The following is a 16396-nucleotide window of genomic DNA, read 5'->3' as shown; positions in this document are numbered from 1 at the left end:
GACGGCCCCGGTCATCGGGCTACTCGGAGGGCTTCGCCTCCGCCGTGGACTTCAGGAGGGTGTCGACGACGAGGACGCCGACCAGGATGCCGACCACCGGGCCGACGAGGTAGACCCAGAGGTCCGACCAGTCACTCTTGCCCCCCGACAGGGCGAGCGTGATCTGCGGGGCGATGCTGCGGGCGATGTTGGCCGACGCCCCGGTGAAGCTGCCCAGGGCGAGGATGCCGGTGCCGTACGCGAGGCCGACGCCCAGGGCGCCCAGTCCGCCGGAGAGGCGGCCCTGGACGTGGAAGGCGTAGTACGCCGCGCCGAGCAGGAAACCGGCGAGAGCCTCCGCGAGCAGGCCCTCCCACACGTTGGTGCCGGCGCTGAGCGAGGTGGCCCCGAGGCCCGCGCCCTTGGTGCCGACGGCGGCCCAGATCAGCAGGCTGCCGGCGACCGCGCCGACGAGCTGGGCGACGACGTAACCGGGGACGTCGCGCCACGCGAACCGGTTGCGGGCGGCCATCACGAGGGTGATCGCCGGGTTGAGGTGCGCGCCGGACACGCCGCCGACGAGCCAGATGGCCAGGGTCAGGGCCAGGGTGTAGGCGACGGCTGTCCCGTACGCGCCGGACGCGGCGGAGACCGCGGCGGTCGCGCCGAAGAAGACGAGGATGAAGGTGCCGAGGGCCTCGCTGAGGAGACGTTGCAGGGTGGTGCTCATGTCCCACCTCCGAGAGTGGCGGTGCAACTACTCTGGGTAGATAGAGTGCCACTGTGGAACGGGACCCCGGAGCTGCCCGAACAGCCCGATGCGCCGATCGGCGAACATCGATCGGCGAGCGGCGCGGGGCTGCGCCCAACGGTCCGGCGGACGGCACGGGCCGCGCCGAACGGTCGTCAGTGCACGTCGAGCGTGCCCCGCATGCCCACGCTGCCGTGGTACGCGCACGGGTACGGGTAGCTGCCCGGGCGGTCCACAGTGACCCGCAGCGTCCGGGTCTCCCCGCCGTTGACGTTGTCGAGCTTGTCCGCGCCCACCCCGAACGTGTGCGGCGAGCCGCCCGTGTTCCGGATCGTGAACTCGATGACGCCGACCCTGGCCCGCACCTCGGACGGCTCGAACCGCAGCCGGTCGGTCACCGTGATCGTCACCCGCTGCACGCCGTCCGCGCCGAGGATCGTGTCCGTGGCCGTCGCCGTCGTGGCCGCCGCGCTCGGCCGGGGGATGCCCGCCCCGTTCGGGCCGCCCTCCGGGCCCCAGACGGCGCACCCGCCCAGCAGGGGCAGGACCAGCAGCAGGCCGAGGAGTTTACGCATCGAGGAGCCCCTGTCCCAGGTAGCCGGTGGCGTCGACCCCGGCCGGCATCGCGAACACCGCGCTGGTCTCGTGCCGGATGAAGGCGTTCAGCGCGTCGGAGTCGGCGAGCCGGCGCTGCACCGGGACGAACCCCCGGCGCGGGTCGGCCTGCCAGGCCAGGAACAACAGTCCGCTGTCGTCGGGCGCGTCGGCGTAGTTGAACCCGCGCCGGACCATCGCCGCCCCGTTGTTGAACGCCGGGGTCGCCAGCCGCACGTGCGCGTCGGGCCGGATCACCAGGCCGCCGCCCGGTTCCTGCGCGCCGAAGTCCGCCGGGGTCCGCTCCGTGCCGCCGGTGGCGGGCGCGCCGCTGTCCTTGCGCCGGCCGATCACCTGGGACTGGCGGTCGACGGGGGTGGCGTCCCAGGCGTCGAGCAGCATCCGGATCCTGCGGAACACCAGGTAGGAGCCGCCGTTCAGCCAGGCGGGGCCGTCGGTGACGAAGACCTGTTCGGCGGGTACCGGGTTGCCGGTGCCGTCCAGGAAGCCCATCATGTTCCGCTGGGTCGCGCCGTCGTCGGCCCCGGAACCCCGCGCGGCCCCGAACCCGGACATGCCCCACCGGGTGGTCGCCAGGCCGGCCGCCAGCCGGGTGAGGGCGCGGACCGCCTCCTGCACGACCAGCGGGTCCTCGGCGGCGATCACCACGCCCAGGTCGCCGTCGCCGCGCGCAGGGTCGAGCCGCTCGCCGGGGAACGCGGGCAGCGGGGCGAGCGCCTCCGGCCGGGGCAGGCCGAGCTTGTCGAAGAACGTCGGGCCGAACCCGACCGTGACCGTGAGGGCGGCGGGGCCGAGGCCTGCGCCGATCAGGTTGTCGACCGCCGCGCGCCGGCCGGCGGTCAGCGCCCGGGCCGCGTCGGTCCAGCGCCGCAGGAGCTGCTGCGCGGCGGGCTTTCCCGCGCCGTCGACCAGGTCGAACGCCCCGATCCAGCCCTGGGCCTGGCGCCGTGCCGGGCTGAGGATCCCGGCCTGGTGCGGGCCGTGGAAGGCGACCTTCTCCTCGCCGGTACGAGGCGCCGGGGCGGCCTTCTCCGCCGGTGCCTCCGGGGCGCTGGCGTAGCCGAGGGCGGCACCCGCGACGCCGCCCAGTCCGGCGGCACCGGCGTACTCGACGAAGCGGCGGCGGGGGACCGGGTGGCCCGGGGTGGGCGGTGCGTCAGCGCCGCCCACCCCGGGCGACTCCTCCGCGGGTGAGCCGGCCCCGGGCTCGACCGCCCCGGACGCCGGATCCGCGTCGGCGCCGAGCGACGCGGATCCGGCGGGGGTGGCAGGGCTGTCGCTGACGTCGGCGTGCCCCGGGACCGGGTCGGCAGGGCTGTCCGGGGACACCGGGGCCGCACCCGGAACGTTCCCCGCGTCGTCGGCCGCGTCCCCGGTACCCGTCGAGGTCCTCTTCTGGCGGTGCACCACGAACGGGAGGGCCAGCAGCAGGCCGAAGCCCAGGGCGATCGTCACGGCGAGGGTGCCCCGGTTCAGCGCCGCCGACCACGCGAACGGCGCCGAGGACCGCCAGAACACCGGCGCGTCGGACATGCCGCTGGTCAACGCGATCATCGCCGCGCCGCCCGCCGCCAGCCACGCCCCGACCACATACCCCTTGCGCAGCGCCAACAGGGCCAGGACCAGCACGAACCAGCAGGTGATCTGCAACAGGTCCCCGCCGATGAACGCCCCGATCCGCTCCAGGGTCGACCCGGGCGTGACCAGCGCGATCCCGGCCGCGTGCACCACGTCCGCCACGATCATGACCACGGTGGCGGCGGTCAGCGCCGGGTACGGCCGCCGGAGCAGGCCCAGCGCCCCCACGGCGAGCACGGCCAGCCCGATCACCGCGAACCAGGCCCACGGCTGCGGGCCGGGCCGCCAGTCGAGGGTGCCGGTGGCGGTCAGCGGCCGGCCGTCCTGGACGAGGGTGATGCTCCACGCCGTGACCCGGTGCTCCCGCGTCGGGGCGTCGGCCACGGCCGGGGGCATGGTGGTGAGCATCCAGTGGATCCGGTGGTCGTGCCAGCGGTACACCGGCTCGTCGGACACCTTCTTCCAGTCCGGCGGATTCTTCGGGGACACCCCGACGGGTACCGACACCTGGGCGTACCGGCTCTGGTTGAGGTACGCGGCGGGGGACTGCCGGTTCTCGTACACCCCGTCGGGGCCGACCCGCAGGTACGGCTCGTCGGCGTACCCCCGGACGGTGACCTCCGACGAGGAGGTGTTGCGCAGCTCCAGCCGGCTGCCGTTCTCGATCACGGCGAGCCGCACGCCCGGCGCGGCCGGGGACAACGCGGACAGCGTGGTGTGGAAGTTCGTCGCGCCGACCCCGCCGACGGTGTGCGCGCTGGCGGGGCTCGCGGGCAGCACCACGAGCGCGGCGAGCACGGCGAGCAGGAGCGCGAGCCGGCGCATGGTGCCTCCCAGACGTGTCGGAGCGGCCATTCTTCCATCCCGGCCTTCTCCCGGTTCCCCGGGAACGCGTCGCGGGCGTTCCCGGCAACCAGGGAACGCCCGCGCGACTTCCGGCGTCATACCGCCATGACACGCAAGCGTTGGGGCGGCATCGGCCTGGTACTCGCCACGGGACTCTCCCTGGCCGGGTGCACGCCGGACGACAAGGCCCCCGTTTTCAAGGACTCCGGGGTGACGACGGTCGGCATGCGCCTCGTCGCGTACGACTCGTGCCAGGCCGCGATGGACGGCCTGCGCGCGGCGGCCAAGAGCGCGGTCGGCCCGTACGGGTTCGGCGGCGGCATGATGTACGCCAAGGGCTCCGGCGGCCGGGCCCTGGACGCCCCGGCGGCGGCGGGGGGCGTCCCGGAGACCTCCAAGAAGGGCGAGGACTATTCCGGGACGAACACGCACGAACAAGACGTTGACGAGCCGGACCTGGTCAAGACGGACGGCAGGCGCATCATCACCGTCACCGGCGGCACCCTGCGCGTGGTCGACGCGGCCACCAAGCGGATCACCGGCGAACTGAAGCTCGACGACCAGGGCGCCGACGAACTCCTGCTGTCCGGCGACCGGGTCCTGGTCCTCTCGCACGGCGGCGGCTGGGCCCAGCCCATGGCCCGGTCGGTGCCCGACAAGCAGGGCTACGGCTCCCGGCTCACCATGGTCGACCTGTCCGGCGCGCCGAAGGTCACCGGCACGCTCTCCGTCGACGGGTCCTATCTGGACGCCCGGCAGACCGGCAGCACGGTCCGGGTCGTCGTCAAGTCCGCGCCCCGGGTGGAGTTCCCCTACGACGAACGCGAACTGGGCCTCGACGAACGCACCGCGGCCAACCGCAAGGTGATCGACCGCGCGGGCCCGGACGAGTGGCTGCCCCGGTACCAGCTGGAGGTCGGCGGCTCGACCAGCACCGGACGGGTGGACTGCGCCCAGGTCAGCCGGCCCGAGGTGTACTCCGGGGCCAGCATGCTCAGCGTGTACACCATCGACCTGGCGGCCCGCGCCCTCGGCTCCGGCGACCCCACCACGATCGTCGCGGACGGCGAAACCGTCTACGGCACCGGTTCCAGCCTGTACATCGCCAACGACGACCGGTGGCGGGTGTGGTTCTGGTCCGGCCGGGACGGGATCCGGCAACCGCCGAAGGACCGGACCCAGATCTTCCAGTTCGACACCTCCAAGCCCGGCCGGCCGGTGTACGTGGCCTCGGGCGAGGTGCCCGGCTGGCTGCTCAACCAGTACTCGCTGTCCGAACACGACGGCCGGCTGCGGGTGGCCACCACCACCGACCAGCGGATCTGGGGCGGCAGCGCGTCCCGCGACACCTCGCACAGCGGCGTGTACGTGCTGCAGCGCAAGGGCGACGCGCTCACCGAGGTGGGCCGGGTCGACGGGCTCGGCAAAGGCGAACGGATCTACGCGGTCCGGTTCGTCGGGACCACCGGGTACGTGGTGACGTTCCGCCAGGTCGACCCGCTGTACGTGCTCGACCTGCGCACCCCGGCCGCGCCGAAGGTCACGGGCGAACTGAAGATCAACGGGTACTCGGCGTACCTGCACCCCGCCGGCGACGGCCGCCTGATCGGGGTCGGCCAGGACGCCAGCGACCAGGGCCGGGTCAAGGGCACCCAGGTGTCGCTGTTCGACGTGCGCGATCCGGCGAAGCCCGGACGGCTGGCGCAGTACGTGCTGGCCGGCGCGCACTCGGAGGCGGAGTTCGACCCGCACGCGTTCCTGTACTGGCCGAAGACCGGGCTGCTCGTCGTCCCCGTCTACGACCGGACCGGCACCGGTGTCCGCGGCACCGCCCTGGCGCTGAAGATCGACGGGTCCTCGGTGACCGAGGCGGGCCGGGTCCTCCTGGACGCCGGGCAGATCCGCCGCTCGCTGGTCATCGGCGACACGCTCTGGGTGGTCTCCGAGGCGGGCCTGAAGGCCAGTGACCTGAACTCGCTGGCCCCCCAGGCCTGGGTCCCCTTCGCGTGACCGGGTGGGGCGCGCTCCGCACGCCCCACCCCCGCACCGCGTCCGGGCGGGTGTCGCCGTCACGAGGGGGACGGCGACACCTCCCTGGTCACCCCCGCCGGATCGAGTTCCCCCCGTGGTGGTCGGCCACCGGCCCCACCTCCAGCCGCAACCTGCCCGACCGCCCGTAGCACCGCACCGGGTTGTCCCACAGCACCCCCTCGACCCGCTCCGCCCCGAACCCGGCCGCCAGCATCGCCTCCGCCGCCACCCGGGTGAGCAGCGGATCCGTCCGCCCCCAGTCGGCCGCCGAGTTCACCAGCACCCGCTCCGGCCCGTACTCCTGCACGAAGCCCACCAGGCGTTCCGGGCTCAGCTTCGCCTCCGGGTACACCGTGAAGCCGAGCCAGAACCCGGCGTCGGCCGCCAGCGGAGCGGTCTCCTCGTCCAGCTGGTCGAACACGACCAGCTCCGGATCGATCCCCGACTCCCGGACCAGGTCGATGCTCCGCCGCACGCCGAGCGCCTTGTCCCGGTGCGGGGTGTGCACGAGCACCGGCAGCCCGTACCCGGCGGCCAGCTCCACCTGCCGGGCGAACGCCACGTCCTCGGCCGGGGTCATCGCGTCGTACCCGACCTCGCCGACCGCGAGCACCCGGTCCCGGGCCAGGAACCGGGGCAGCTCGTCCAGGATCTCCGCGCAGCCCGGCTCGTTGGCCTCGCGCGGGTTGAGCCCCAGCGCGCAGTGGTGCGCGATCCCGTACTGCGCCGCCCGGAACGGCTCCCAGCCCAGCAGCGTCTCGAAGTAGTCCACCTGGGAACCGGCCGAGGTGCGGGGCTGCCCGGCCCAGGACGCCGGCTCCAGCACGGCGCGCACGCCGGCCGCGTGCAGGTCCTCGTAGTCGTCCGTGGTGCGCGCCGAGGCGTGCAGGTGCGGGTCGAAGATGCGCATCACTCAGGCTAGAAAGTCGAGCATCCGACACGCCCGGTTGAGTCGGGGTGACGACACGTGACCGCGCGATCACCAGTACCCCGCGAAAGGTGTTATTTCTTCCCGAAGACGCTGCGGATGGCGAGGACCATGATGACGGCGCCGAGGGCGAGTCCGACGAGCTTGACCGCCGGGATGTCCTCCCAGGCGCGGTCCGCGAGCAGGCTGGCTAGCATCCGGGCATCGTAGCCGGATTCGGCGCCGCCGCGCGGATCACGTCCAGGAGCTGCCGGGACCGGACCAGACCCGCGTGGTACCCGCTCTCCTCGTGCGACGCGAGCCCCCGCCCGACCGCGTCGAGGGCCGGGCCGGTGTCCCCGGCAGCGAGGTGCGCCTCCGCCATCGCGGTCAGGGCCCGGCCCCGCAGCGCCACGTGGTCGATCCGGACGGCGAGATCCAGGGCCCGGCCCGCGGCGGCCAGCGCCTCGGCGGGCGACCCGGCCAGGGCGGACAACCCGAGCAGCCCGTCCGCCTCGCCCTGGACGTAGTCGATGTCCCGCGCGAGTTCGATGGACCGACGGTAGAGCCCGGTGGCCTCCCCCGCCCGCCCCTCGGCGTGGTGCGCCTCGGCCGAGGCGTTCAGCGCCTCGACCTCGAACTCCCGGCTGGCGTGGATGCCGATGTACACCAGCGCCTGCTCCAGCTGGACCAGCGCTCCGGCGGGGTCGCCGGTGTCGGTGAGCAGCCGCCCGAGGACGGTCAGGGTGTGCCCGCTGCCGTCGACGGAACCCGCCTGGTCGTGGTGGTCCACCGCCCGCTCCAGGTGGGACTCCGCCTCGGCGGTCCGGCCCAGCCACCGGCACGCGTCGGCCAGGTTGCTCAGCAGGATCGCGGCGAACAGGTGCCGGCCGGAGACGTCCAGCGTTGCCACCGCCCGCTCCAGGTGGGTGTGTGCCTCGCGGTAGCGGCCCTGGCGGAGCAGCAGGTCGCCCAGGTTGTTCGTCGCCGCCGCCGCCCCGACCGTCCAACCCGCGCTGTCGGCCAGCTCGAGGGCCCGCGCGTAGTACGCGGCCGCCTGTCCGGCGTCGTTCGTGACGAGGTGCAGGGTCCCCCTGCCGAGGTACGCGGAGGCGCGGGCCCGCTCGTCGCCGCTCGCCTCGGCCGCCGCCGTCGCCGCGTCGGAGGCGGCGAGCCAGTCCACCGGGTACCGCCGCTGGTAGAAGTAGCCCCGCAGCGCGTCGGCGAGCTGCCAGGCCAGCTGGTGCGGCCCGTGCGCGGCGGCGTGTCGGATGAGGGCCACCAGGTTGGCCCGCTCCGATTCCAGCCAGCTCAGCGTGCCCTCGTCGGGGCGCACCGAGTCCGGGCGCGGGGGGAGCGGGAGCCGGCTGGCGGTGCCGTAGAGGAACGCCGCGGCGTCCGTCGTGTACAGGTACCAGTCGTGCAGCCGCGCCGCGGCCTCATGCCGTTCGGGATCGTCGGCGACCCGCTCCTCGGCGTACCGGCGCAGCAGGTCGTGCAGCGCGTACCGGCCCCCGGACTCCCCGACCAGGTGCGCGGCGGTGAGCTGGCGCAGCAGCCGGTCCGGGTCCGCCCCGGCGAGGGCGCGCGCCGCCCCGGCGGTCAGGTCGGCGCCGGGCACCAGGCCGAGGAACCGGAACAGCCGGGCGGCCTCGGGGGCCAGCGCCGCGTAGGACAGGTCGAACGCGGTGCGCACCGAGGCCTGCGGGTCGTCGTCGACCTCCAGCGCGCCGAGCAGGTCCCCGCCGCGCATCCGGGCCACGTGGGCGGCGATCCCGGGCCGGTCGAGCAGGTGTGCGGCCGTGATCCGCAGGGCCAGCGGGAGCCGGCCGCAGAGCGCGATCAGCTCGGCGGTGGCCTCCGGCTCGGCGGCGACCGTGTCGGGGCCCAGGACGGACCGGAGGAACTCCGTCGCCTCGTCCGCGCTGAGCACCGGCAGTTCCAGCACGACGGCGCCGTCCCGGACGACGAGCCCGGTGAGCGCGTCCCGGCTGGTCACCAGCACCATGCAGTGCGGACTGGACGGCAGCAGCGGCCGGACCTGGTCGGGGTGGTGGGCGTTGTCGAGCAGGATGAGCACCCGGCGGTCGGCGAGCAGGCTGCGGTACATGCCGGCGGCCTCCTCCAGGTGCGGCGGGATCCGCTCGGACGGCACCCCGAGGGCGCGCAGCAGCCGGGCCAGGGCCTCCGTGGGCGGCACGGGGGCGCTGGTGGAGTACCCGTGCAGGTTGAGGTGCAGTTGACCGTCGGGGAACCGGTCGCGGATCCGGTGCGCCCAGTGCACGGCGAGGGTGGTCTTCCCGATCCCGCCGGTCCCGGTGACGGTGCTGATCACGACCGTGCCGCCGCCGGTGGGCAGCAGGGCGTCGAGCCGGTCGAGCTCGTGCTCCCGGCCGGTGAAGTCGGCCAGGTCGGGGGGCAGCTGGGCGGGGGCGCGCACCGGGGCGACCTCGTGCAGCACCCGCTGGTGGGCGGCGGCCAGTTCGGGGCCGGGGTCCAGGCCGGTCGCCTCGGCGAGCCGTTCCCGGGCCGTGTCGTACGCCGCGAGGGCGTCGGCGCGCCGGCCGGTCCGGTGCAGGGCGGTGACCCGCAGCGCGGCGAACGTCTCCCGGAGCGGGTGGGCGGCGGTCAGCGCGGCCAGTTCGGGCAGCACCGCCGCGTACTCCCCGGCGGCGAGTTCGGCGGTCAGCCGGAGCCCGGTGGCGGCGAGGAACAGCTCGTCGAGGCCGCCGGCGAACCGCTGCCGGACCGCGTCGGTCGTGTCGGCGCCGAGCGCGGGGCCCCGCCACAGCGCGAAGGCCTCCCGGAGCGGCGCGAGCGGCCGGTCGGACTCGCGGGCGGCGGCCACCAGGGCCCGGAACCGGTGCACGTCGATCCGGTCGGGGTCGGCCAGCAGCGTGTACCCGCCGCGTTCGGACCGCAGCGTCGCGCTGGTGCCGGCCAGGGCCTTGCGGAGCCGGGAGACGTGCACGTGCACCTGGTTCCTGGTCAGCTCCTCGCCGAGCAGTTCGACCAGGCTCTCGATGGAGACCGGCGTGTTGACCTGCAACAACAGCACGCCGAGGAGGCACCGTTCGCGGCGGCGGCCGAGGTCGACCGGGGCGCCGTCGACCTGGGCCCGCACGCCGCCGAGTACCCGGAACTCCATGGCGAGAGGGTAGCTCGGCGGGTCAGACGTCCTCGCCGACGGTGGCCCGGACCGCGTCGCCCATCCCGTGCGGCTTCGTGCGCCGGGCGCCGTGCGCGGCCATCGGGTCGTCGCGCAGTTCGCGGACCAGGGCGACGCTGAGCGCGAGCAGGACGAGCACGAACGGGCCGGCCACGAGGATGGTGGCCTGTTTGAGGGCCTCCAGGCCGCCGGCGACCAGCAGGACGGCGGCCACGGCCCCGATCAGCACGCCCCACAGCACGACGAGGCTGTTGGGCGGCTTGAGGGCGCCCCGGCTGCTCAGGGAGCCCAGGACGAGGGAGGCGGAGTCGGCGCCGGTGACGAAGTACAGCCCGACGAGGACGATCGCGATCACCGAGGTGACCGTGGCGCCGGGCAGCGCGTCCAGCAGGGCGAACAGTGCCTGCTCGGCCCCGCCCTTCGAGGCCGCGATCAGGTCGGCCTCCCCGTCGGCCTGCAGCTTCAGGGCGCTGCCGCCCATGATGGAGAACCAGACGGCGCTGGCCCCGCTGGGCACGAGCAGCACCCCGACGAGGAACTGCCGGATGGTGCGGCCCCGGGAGATCCGGGCGATGAACGTGCCGACGAACGGGGCCCAGGAGATCCACCAGGCCCAGTAGAAGATGGTCCAGTCGGACAGCCACGCCGGGTCGGAGAACGCTCCGGTCCGGGTGGACATCCGGACCAGGTCGGTCAGGTAGCTGCCCACGGCGGCGGGCAGCACGTCGAGGATGTACACGGTGGGGCCGACGACGAACACGAACAGCGCGAGCAGCACGGCGAGCGCCACGTTGGCGGTGGACATCCACTTCACGCCCCGGTGGATGCCGGAGAACGCCGACACCACGAACGCGGCGGTCAGCGAGCCGATGATGATCAGGTGCAGGGTCTTGGTGTCGGCGACCCCGGTGACGATGTTCAGTCCGGCGCCGACCTGGAGCGCGCCGAGGCCCAGGCTGGTGGCGGAACCGAACACGGTCGCGAAGATGGCGATCAGGTCGATCACCCGGCCGGCGGCGCCGTCGGCCCGCTTTCCCAGGAGGGGTACGAACGCGGCACTGACCCGGTTGCCCCGGCCCTTGCGGAACGTGGCGTACGCCATCGCGAGCCCGGCGACCGCGTAGATCGCCCACGGGTGCAGCGTCCAGTGGAACAGGGTGTAGCGCATCGCCGCGTCGGCCGCCGGCCCGGTGAGCGGGGCGGCCCCGCTGGCCGGGGGCGGGGCCGCGAAGTGGCTGAGCGGCTCGGACACGGCGAAGAACATCAGGCCGATGCCCATGCCGGCGCTGAACATCATGGCGATCCACGCGACGGTGCGGAACTCCGGCTCGTCGTCGTCGCGGCCGAGCGGGATCCGGCCGTACCGGCTGACGGCGAGCAGCACCGCGAGGACCAGGAACGCGTCGGCGGCCACGACGAACAACCAGCCGAAGGTGCCGATCACCCAGTCCAGCCCGGAGTTGGAGGCCGCGAACAGCGAGTCGGCGTCGAGCGCGCCCCAGGCGACGACGGCACCGACCACGCCGACCGCGACCGCTAGGACAATCCGGTCAATAGCGGGCTTTTCCGTCATGTGGCCACCGTACCGGCCGAGCTGAACACCCGGGCCGGAACGGACGGGGCAGAATCGTCCAGGTGACCATCGCGATACTGGGGCCCCTCGAAGTCGAGGGTGGGACGGTCCGCGGCGCGAGGCTGCGCACCCTGCTCGTCCTGCTCGCCCTCGAACCGGACCGGATCGTCACCACCGGGCGGCTCGCCGACGCGCTCTGGGGCGGCGCGCCACCCGCCGAGGTGACCAACGCCCTGCAGGCCCTCGTCTCCCGGCTCCGCCGCGCGGTGCCCACCCTGGACCTCCGCTCGCACCCGGCCGGCTACCGGCTCCGGATCGACCCCGAGTCCGTCGACGCCCGCCGGTTCGAGCAGCTCGCCGCCGCCGGCAGGGCCGCGCTGCCCGACGATCCGGCCGGGGCGCTGGCCACCCTGCGCGAGGCCCTCGGACTGTGGCGCGGGCCGGCGCTGGCCGACGTGGCCGACGCCGAGTTCGCCCGCGCCCCGGTCGCCCGGCTCACCGAACTGCGCCTCTCCGCCGTCGAGGACCGGGTCGCCGCCGAGCTGCGCGTCGGGGTCGGGCCCGGGACGGTCGCGGAACTGGAGGGCCTGGTCGCGGAGTACCCGGTGCGCGAGTCCCTCGCCGTCGCCCTGATCCGGGTGCTCGCCGCCCTCGGCCGGCCCGGGGCGGCGCTCACCGCGTTCGAACGGACCCGCGCCGAGCTCGCCGACCGGCTGGGCGCGGACCCGTCACCGGCCCTCGCGGCGGCGCACCTGGACGTCCTGCGCGCCGAACCGGCCGCCCCCGGGCCCGCCGCCCCCCGGCCCACCAACCTCCGGACCGGCCTGACCAGCTTCGTCGGCCGCGACGCCGACCTCGACCGGGTCGGCGGTCTGCTGGCCGACGCCCGGCTCGTCACCCTGACCGGTCCGGGCGGGGCGGGCAAGACCCGGCTGGCCGGCGAGGCGGCCCGCCGGCACCTGGACCGGACCCCCGGGGCGGTGTGGATGGTCGAGCTGGCCCCGGTCACCGACGAGGCGGAGGTGCCCCAGACGATCCTGGCGGCCCTGGGCCTGCGCGAACAGGCCCTCTACCAGCGCCGACGCTCCGCCCCGGAGCCGGCGGACCTCGTCGGCCGGCTGGTCGAGGGCCTCGCCGGCAAGGACGTGCTCCTGGTCCTCGACAACTGCGAGCACGTGATCGGTGCCGTCGCCGCCGTCACCGACCGGCTCCTCGGCGAGTGCCCGGCGCTGCGGGTGCTGGCCACCAGCCGCGAACCGCTGGGCATCACCGGCGAGACACTGTGGCCGGTGGAGTCCCTCGACCTGCCGCCCGACGCCGACGGGGACCCGACCCGGTACGCCGCCGTCCGGCTCTTCGTCGACCGGGCCACCGCCGCCCGCCCCGACTTCGTCATGGACGCCCGCACCGCCGGGGCCGTGGTCCGGATCTGCCGGGCGCTCGACGGCATGCCGCTGGCCATCGAACTGGCCGCCGCCCGGCTGCGCTCGATGGGTGTCGACCAGGTCGCCAGCCGGCTCGGGGACCGGTTCCGGCTGCTCACGGCCGGCAGCCGGACCGCGCTGCCCCGGCACCAGACCCTGCGGGCCGTCGTCGACTGGAGCTGGGAACTCCTCAGCGCGGACGAGCGCGCCCTGTGGCGGGCGATGGCCGTGTTCTCCGGCGGGGCGACCCTGGAGGCCGTCGAGGAGATGTGCGGCGGGCCGGGGGCGGACGACCTGGTCGCGGCGCTGGTCGACAAGTCGATCCTGGTGTCGGCCGGCGACCGGTACCGGATGCTGGAGACCATCCGCGAGTACGGCCTGGACCGGCTCGCCGACCACGGGGAGACCGACCGGGTCCGCCGGGCGCACGCAACGTACTTCCTGGCCCTCGCCGAGCAGGCCGAGTCCCGGACCCGGGGCGCCGAGCAGGTGCCGTGGCTGGCCCGGCTGTCCGAGGAGCACGACAACCTGCACGGCGCGCTGCGCTGGGCGATCGGGGCCGGCGACGCGGACATCGCGGTCCGGCTGGCCGCCGCCCTCGGCTGGTACTGGGGCCTGCGCGGCCACCGCGTCGAGGGCGCGGCCCTGGCCATCGACGCGGTGGCCCTGCCGGGCGGGAGCCCCCCGGCGTCCCGCGCGCTCGCCCACGTCCTGGGCGCGCTGAACATCGCGGAGGGCCGCCACGACGCCGAGCTGGCGCTGAGCTGGCTGGACATCGCGGCCGACATGGTGGTCGCCGACGACACGCTGCTGTCCGCGCACCCCATGCTGCGGATCGTCGTCGCGATCCGTTCCCTGTTCCGGGACATGGAGGACGGCTCCGGCCTGGCGGAGCTGCGCGAGGTGTACGACGACCCGGACCCGTGGCTGGGGGCGGCGGCCCGGGTGGCGCACGCGTTCGTCGCGTTCAACGTGGGGCTGGAGGCCGAGACCGCCGAGGCCGACAGCCTGGCGTCGCTGGCCGTGTTCCGGCGGCTCGGGGACCGGTGGGGCATCTCGCTCGCCCTGTCGGCCGTGGCCGAGCACCGCACCCGGACCGGGGACCACCGGGGCGCGGCCACCGCGTACGCGGAGTCGGCGACCCTGACCGCCGAACTCGGCGCGTACGAGGACCTGCCGCAGTTCCAGACCCGCCAGGCCGAGCAGTGGTGGCTGGCCGGCGAGCACGCGCGCGCGTGGGAGGTCCTGGCGGAGGCCCGGCGGGCGGCCGAGCGGGCCGGACTGGTCGAGGGCGACGCCGCCGTGCACATGACCCACGGCCTGCTGGCCAAGTGGGAGGGCCGGACCGCCGAGGCCCGGGCCGCCCTCGCCCGCGCCGAGGAGCAGATCCGTTCGCCCACGCTGTCCGGCCAGGTCAGGGCCCTGATCTTCGGTTTGCTGGGCAGCCTGGACACGGCGGACGGCGACCTGGCCGGGGCCGGGGTCCGGTTGCGCGAAGCGCTGGCCTCGGCCGTGGCGGCCCGCGACGCCCCGGTCACCGCGGCGGTCCTGGTGTACCTCGCGGAGTTCGCGGTGGCCTCCGGCGACCCGGGCCGGGCCGCGGTCCTGCTCGGGGTGTGCGACAGCAGCCTGGGCGCCAGGGGCCCGGTGGGGCCGGACGCGGTGGCCGTGGCGACGGCCGCGTGGGCGGCCCTCGGCGAGGAGTACACCGGGTGCTACCAACGCGGCCGCGCCACGACCGTCCAGGAGGTACTCGCGGAGGTCATGTCCTCCGCATGAAGGCCCGCACCGCCAGGGTGGCGAACACGGCCGTGAACCCGGCGGCCCACAGCAGGGCCTGGAGGATCGGCTTCGCCTCGGCGCCGGTGACCCACAGGCCGCGCAGCGCGTCGGCGATGACGCTCACCGGGTTGATCTTCGCCCAGGCCTGCAGCCAGCCGGGCATCTTCTCGGTGGGCACGAACACGTTCCCGGTGAACGTGATGGGGAACAGCACCGTGAACCCGAAGATCTGCACCTTCTCGGGGTTGGCCGCGAGCATGCCGATCAGCACGGAGACCCAGGACACGGCCAGCGCGAACACCAGCAGCAGCAGGAAGCCGCCGAGCACGCTGAGCGGGTCGGTGCCGATCCGGAAGCCGAGCACCCAGCCGCCGCCGAGCAGCAGGGCCACGGCCCAGGACTGCTTGACGACGTCCGCGAGGATCCGCCCGGCCAGGGGCGCGGTCCGGGCGATGGGCAGGGACCGCAGTCGGTCGAAGACGCCCTTCTGCAGGTCGGTGCTGAGCCCGACGCCGGTGTTCATCGTGGCGAACAGCGCGTTCTGCACGATGATGCCGGGCAGGGCGAAGGTCAGGTAGTCCCCGGTACTGCCCATGATCGCGTTGCCGAACACGTACGTGAACAGCAGCAGGAACATGATCGGCTGGATGCTGAAGTCGAGCAGCTCGGCCGGGTTGTGCTTGATCTGCACCAGGGTGCGCCAGGCGAGCGTGAGGGTGTGCCGGAACCCGGCGGCCGGGCTGACCCGGGGGGTGAGCGTCAGGGTGGTCATGCCGAGGTCCTTTCCAGGGTGGCGTCGTCGGTGCGGTGCCCGGTCAGGGACAGGAAGACCTCGTCGAGGCTGGACCCGCGCAGCGCCAGCTCGCTGACGACGACGCCGGCGTCCTCCAGGCGGCGGACGACCACGGGCATCGCGGCCGGGTCGGTGACGGGCGCGGAGACCAGGCCGCTGACGACCTGCGGGGTGGTGGTGGTCACGCCGTCCATCAGGGACAGCACGAGCGGGATCTGCCCCGGGTCGGCGGGCCGCACCTCGAGGGTCTGGCCGCTGGTGCGGGCCTTGAGGTCCGCGGGCGTGCCCTCGGCGATCACCCGGCCGTGGTCGACGACGGCGACGACGTCGGCGAGCAGGTCGGCCTCCTCCAGGTACTGCGTCGTGAGCAGCACCGTCGTGCCGTCCGCGACGAGCATCCGGATGATGTCCCACATCTCGTTGCGGCTGCGCGGGTCGAGCCCGGTGGTCGGCTCGTCCAGGTACAGCACCCGGGGCCGGCCGACGAGGCTCGCGGCCAGGTCGAGCCGGCGGCGCATCCCGCCCGAGTAGGTCTTCGCGGCCCGGCCGCCGGCCTCGTCGAGCCGGAAGTCGGCGAGCAGGGCGCCGGCCCGGGCCTTGGCGTCGGCGCGGCTGAGGCCGAGCAGCCGGCCGATCAGCACGAGGTTCTCCACGCCGGTGAGGGTCTCGTCCACGGACGCGTACTGCCCGGTCAGGCCGATCAGCTGCCGGACCTGGTGGGCCTGGGTGATCACGTCGTGCCCGCAGACCGTGGCGTGGCCGGCGTCAGGGCGCAGCAGGGTCGCGAGCACCCGCACGGTGGTGGTCTTGCCGGCCCCGTTGGGCCCCAGGAGGCCCATGACCGTCCCGGTGCGCACCGAGAGGTCCACCCCGTCCAGGGCGGTGGTCTCCCCGTACTTCTTGACCAGCCCTTCGGCCTGAATCGCATAAGTCATGCCCGATACCCTG

At 74.6% G+C, this 16396-nt stretch carries 11 protein-coding genes; 2 read left to right on the top strand and 9 right to left on the bottom strand.

Annotated elements, in window-relative coordinates; translation table 11 throughout:
* Window positions 1-19 precede the first annotated feature (19 nt).
* From AB0M43_RS18135 to AB0M43_RS18125, 3 genes are all read right to left on the bottom strand, one after another.
* Window positions 20-709 carry an MIP/aquaporin family protein gene (locus tag AB0M43_RS18135; RefSeq protein WP_363726007.1) on the bottom strand — a complete coding sequence of 230 codons (690 nt, stop codon included), beginning with the start codon at window positions 707-709 and terminating at the stop codon, window positions 20-22.
* A 176-nt stretch (window positions 710-885) separates the two neighbouring features.
* The gene (locus tag AB0M43_RS18130) at window positions 886-1305 is read right to left on the bottom strand and encodes a cupredoxin domain-containing protein (RefSeq protein ID WP_363726005.1); all 420 of its coding nucleotides are present in this window, start codon (window positions 1303-1305) and stop codon (window positions 886-888) included.
* The gene (locus tag AB0M43_RS18125) at window positions 1298-3748 is read right to left on the bottom strand and encodes a Dyp-type peroxidase (protein WP_363726003.1); all 2451 of its coding nucleotides are present in this window, start codon (window positions 3746-3748) and stop codon (window positions 1298-1300) included. Before AB0M43_RS18125 ends, AB0M43_RS18130 begins: the two co-directional genes overlap by 8 nt.
* 126 nt (window positions 3749-3874) lie before the next feature.
* Between AB0M43_RS18125 and AB0M43_RS18120 the strand changes: the two genes are divergently transcribed.
* Entirely contained in the window at window positions 3875-5779 is a 1905-nt protein-coding gene (locus AB0M43_RS18120) for a beta-propeller domain-containing protein (RefSeq protein ID WP_363726001.1), read from the top strand.
* Between the two features lie 88 nt (window positions 5780-5867).
* On the opposite strand, the gene AB0M43_RS18115 is transcribed toward AB0M43_RS18120, so the two are convergent.
* The 4 genes from AB0M43_RS18115 to AB0M43_RS18100 all read right to left on the bottom strand — a co-directional run bounded on the left by AB0M43_RS18115 (window position 5868) and on the right by AB0M43_RS18100 (window position 11449).
* Window positions 5868-6710, bottom strand: a complete 843-nt coding sequence (locus AB0M43_RS18115) for a TatD family hydrolase (protein ID WP_363725999.1) — start codon at window positions 6708-6710, stop codon at window positions 5868-5870.
* 92 nt (window positions 6711-6802) lie between these two features.
* A complete protein-coding gene (locus tag AB0M43_RS18110) occupies window positions 6803-6925 on the bottom strand; it encodes a hypothetical protein (RefSeq protein WP_363725997.1) in 123 nt (40 codons plus the stop codon).
* Window positions 6919-9855 (bottom strand): BTAD domain-containing putative transcriptional regulator, encoded by a 2937-nt coding sequence (locus tag AB0M43_RS18105; protein WP_363725995.1) that lies wholly within the window; start codon window positions 9853-9855, stop codon window positions 6919-6921. Before AB0M43_RS18105 ends, AB0M43_RS18110 begins: the two co-directional genes overlap by 7 nt.
* 22 nt (window positions 9856-9877) lie before the next feature.
* The gene (locus AB0M43_RS18100; protein ID WP_363725993.1) at window positions 9878-11449 is read right to left on the bottom strand and encodes a BCCT family transporter; all 1572 of its coding nucleotides are present in this window, start codon (window positions 11447-11449) and stop codon (window positions 9878-9880) included.
* Between the two features lie 62 nt (window positions 11450-11511).
* Between AB0M43_RS18100 and AB0M43_RS18095 the strand changes: the two genes are divergently transcribed.
* Entirely contained in the window at window positions 11512-14652 is a 3141-nt protein-coding gene (locus AB0M43_RS18095; RefSeq protein ID WP_363725991.1) for a BTAD domain-containing putative transcriptional regulator, read from the top strand.
* Here the strand turns inward: AB0M43_RS18095 and AB0M43_RS18090 are convergent.
* Window positions 14636-15427 (bottom strand): ABC transporter permease, encoded by a 792-nt coding sequence (locus AB0M43_RS18090; protein ID WP_363725989.1) that lies wholly within the window; start codon window positions 15425-15427, stop codon window positions 14636-14638. The two genes, AB0M43_RS18095 and AB0M43_RS18090, sit on opposite strands and share 17 nt — an antisense overlap.
* Window positions 15424-16383 (bottom strand): ATP-binding cassette domain-containing protein, encoded by a 960-nt coding sequence (locus tag AB0M43_RS18085; protein ID WP_363725987.1) that lies wholly within the window; start codon window positions 16381-16383, stop codon window positions 15424-15426. The genes AB0M43_RS18090 and AB0M43_RS18085 overlap by 4 nt, the downstream gene beginning before the upstream one ends.
* Window positions 16384-16396 lie beyond the last annotated feature (13 nt).

The sequence above is a fragment of the Longispora sp. NPDC051575 genome (assembly GCF_040681875.1).
In the GTDB taxonomy this organism is placed as follows: Bacteria; Actinomycetota; Actinomycetes; order Mycobacteriales; family Micromonosporaceae; genus Longispora.
This window is presented reverse-complemented; position numbering and strand designations above follow the sequence as displayed.